This is a genomic window from Bacillus sp. S4, assembly GCF_040838205.1.
GTDB lineage: Bacteria > Bacillota > Bacilli > Bacillales > Bacillaceae_G > Bacillus_A > Bacillus_A cereus_U.
The window spans coordinates 1-3,362 of record NZ_JBFPJI010000337.1; the positions used below are offsets into that span (position 1 = coordinate 1).

Consider the following 3,362-nt stretch of genomic DNA (forward strand, 5'->3'; position numbering starts at 1 on the left):
GCTTGATTTTTCAGGGCTTTTTTATTAAACTGTCCATTTTATAGGGTACAGTTCAGGTGGAGGGGATCTTTTTATATTATTGATTGATATATAATTTTGCTAGATGCTCTCTCTGTAAAGATATGTATGTTTATAAATACTAAGATAATAGTTTTAAAAGAAGCAACGTGAGTCCCTATAAATATGGAATTCACGTTGTTTAATTGTGTTTTGGAAAACTGCCTAATCGATAAAAATTACTTCAAAAGGTGGTATTTATTGTTTTGTGTTTCAAAATTATGGTTGGACACCTTATGAAGTGCTTTAAGTGGGATAAAGAGATTATTCCATAAGGCGTACCTTTTGAAGTATTAGAATACTCCTGAAGAAATAAATAATTCTAATCATAAAGGGTAGTTAATATTAATTTGTTTTTGGCAGAGGTTTTGATAATTATAAATTCAACTTTTCTATTTTTGGGACGTTTCATTTACAGAAGATAGATAATAACATAATTTTCTCAATAAGGAATTTTCTGCTTTTAATATAATTTTTTCACAATTCATGTTATATCTGTATTAAGGGGACCTTTTCGGTTGATTAGGGAGAAAGATTATAAAAATGATATGGGAGGAACAAAAAATGTCATTGAAAAAGAAATTAGGTGTTGGAGTGTTTTCAGCCGCTCTTGGCTTATCTTTAATTGGTGGGGGAACATATGCATATTTTAGCGATCAAGTGGTGACAAATAATTCATTTGCTGCAGGTACATTGGATTTAGCTATGCAACCAACTACTTCACTTAACTTAGAAAATTTAAAACCTGGGGACAAAATATTAAAGAAATTCAATTTAAAAAATAGTGGTACATTAGATATTAAAGATATCATGATGAAAATAGACTATACTGTAAACGATTTAAAACAAAATAACACTACAGAAGATTTCGGTAAACATATTAAAGTACAATTTCTTTTGGATTGGGATCCTGCAAAAAGCCCTGTATACGAGACAACTCTTGCAGAACTAAAATCACAAAGCCCAGAGATTGCCTCCAAAAAAGTATTTCATTCTAAGTGGACTGAAACAGGGGGATTAAAACCTGGGAAAATGGATTGGTTTTGGATAAAGTTTGTATTTGAAGACAACGGCACAGATCAGAACGTGTTCCAAGGGGATAGTATTGCGCTAAAAATGGAGTTCCAAGCCAATCAAACAGATGGACAAGAAAGATAAATTTAAGAGCTTATGCCTTTTAATTATTTAAAAGAATGATTACTACATATCTATACCAAAAGCCATTGATATCAGCATTTGCGCATGATATCAATGGCTTCTGTAAGTTTAACATTTTGTATGTTTTGTAAAACTAACATTTAATTTATAAATAGTAAACATGTTTAAGAAAAAAGAGAAAAATACAAGTACCCCTGACTATTCTACAAACGAGAGAGCAGCGAGCTATAAAAGCTTATGCTTAACTTTCTTCATGTTGTTTTTCTAAAAAATATTAAATTTATCTTTAAGTATTTGATGATATTGTTTCTCCGTTTTCTCTTTTTTAGTTTTCTTTCCATGCCGAGTTTCTGTAAAACTTTGCTTAGTGAGTGCAATATGCCCGTGTTCAATTAATTTGCAAATAATATTTCCTTTATTTACTGGCGATTTTGGATGCTCTATAACCATGTTTTGTATAGCATTCACTTTCTTTTCATTTAAAGGAAATTGACTATTTTTAGTGATTACTAATGTATTACCTATACTCCATCTTTAGTTGATGATTTTCGTCATAATGAGAAGAAGGGTGATACGGAATAGAAGGAATATCAGAAATGTTTTGTAAACGTTTTTTATATTCCTCTAAGTACCGTTTTCGGTCTTCTTCATTATGGGATGGTGTCCAGGCAATAAATGGTTCAACAGGCTCTAAACCAGAAAAATAAAGCATGCCATGATTAATATGATAAAGTATCTTCTCATGCATATCCCCATCCATCCCATATGGCGTATAAGCATGTTTAGGAGAACCTGTTGTAGTAGACAACATCGCTTTTCTGCCTTTCAGTTTACCTGTATCATATCTTTCGTCCCTTGAATAAATAAATCCAGAAGCAAATACTCTATCAAACCACCCTTTCAAAATGGCAGGAGTAGAATACCACCATAATGGGAATTGGAAAATAACAAAGTCTGCCCAAAGAAGTTTTTCTTGTTCCGCTTGAATATCGGCAGAAAAATTGTTTGTCTTAGTTGCTTGTTTTTGTTCTACTGCATATTTTAAGAACTCTTTATTTTCCTGCTGGATAAAGTCGTTGCTATCGGCAACAGCTTTGAAGTTCATAGCATATAAATCTGATACTTTGACTTGATGGCCTAAAGAAGTTAATTCTGAAACAGCTAGGTCCTTTAATGCTCCATTAAAAGACTTCGGCTCTGGATGAGCGTAGATAATTAAAATATTCATTCTTACATCTCCTTTGATACAATTTGTTTTTTAAATGATGTATTTGCAATTAATACACCGGACAGAATGAGCAAAGCACCTAAATATTCTTGGCCCCCCATGTTTTCATTTAGAAAGATAAAGGCAAATACTGCTGAAAAAACTGGTTCGAGAGAAAATAAAAATCCTGTACTTTCAGGAGTAGTATATTTTTGAGCAATTGGCTGTATCACAAAACCATAAGCAGAGCAAATAATTGCTAAACCAAGTATTGCGGACCACTCTATTACTCCGTTGGGTAGTACAGGTGTTTCAAATATGAAATTCCCTATGAGGGCAAATAGAAATGCAAAACCAAGTTGGAAAATTCCTAGTTGAAGTGCATCCACTTTTTGAACAAAATAGTTTGTAACTATAATGTGTATGCCATAGAGAAAAGCAGCTACCAAACAAAATAGAGATCCCAGTGCAAATGTAAAATCATCTTTAATAGTAAGGAGTGCTAAACCGATAGAAACAGTTATTACTCCGCATATTACCTCTTTTCGTGGTAGTTTCCTTGTAATTAGTGTTTGTAAAACAGGCACTAATATTACAGTTGTACTTGTTAAAAAACCGGCTGAAGAAGCAGATGTCGTTTTCATTCCATACATAAGTGATATAAAAATCCCGCATAATAATATTCCAACAATTGCGCTGTAATATAATAATTTAATATTAAAATTAATTAATTTATTGTTAGCTATTAAAATCATAATCAGAAATGCAATCCCAAATCGTAAAGCTACTACTGTAAAGGGAGAAACTGTATCCGCAAGAATTTTCATAAAAATATAAGATGTCCCCCAACCTATAGAGACTGTAGCTAATAGAAAATTAGCATGTTTTTGTGTCATTTGTTTTTATCCTTTCATGTTTTAATGATAGCTATATGTTATCA

3 protein-coding genes and 1 pseudogene are annotated in these 3,362 nt (G+C 32.0%); 1 reads left to right on the plus strand and 3 read right to left on the minus strand.

Annotated features, from left to right (window positions below):
• The first annotated feature begins 621 nt into the window (after positions 1 to 621).
• Positions 622 to 1,215: a TasA family protein gene (locus AB3X48_RS19595; RefSeq protein ID WP_088098761.1), complete on the plus strand. Its 594-nt coding sequence runs from the start codon at positions 622 to 624 to the stop codon at positions 1,213 to 1,215.
• A gap of 264 nt (positions 1,216 to 1,479) precedes the next feature.
• Here AB3X48_RS19595 and AB3X48_RS19600 read toward each other — a convergent pair.
• The 3 genes and pseudogenes from AB3X48_RS19600 to AB3X48_RS19610 form a co-directional block, all read right to left on the minus strand.
• A pseudogene (locus AB3X48_RS19600) lies at positions 1,480 to 1,698 on the minus strand (arylamine N-acetyltransferase); the annotation flags it as partial.
• Between the two features lie 34 nt (positions 1,699 to 1,732).
• Positions 1,733 to 2,443, minus strand: coding sequence for an NAD(P)H-dependent oxidoreductase (locus AB3X48_RS19605; protein ID WP_088098762.1), 711 nt, complete (start codon positions 2,441 to 2,443; stop codon positions 1,733 to 1,735).
• A gap of 2 nt (positions 2,444 to 2,445) precedes the next feature.
• Positions 2,446 to 3,318 (minus strand): DMT family transporter, encoded by an 873-nt coding sequence (locus AB3X48_RS19610; RefSeq protein ID WP_016103927.1) that lies wholly within the window; start codon positions 3,316 to 3,318, stop codon positions 2,446 to 2,448.
• Positions 3,319 to 3,362: the final 44 nt, after the last annotated feature.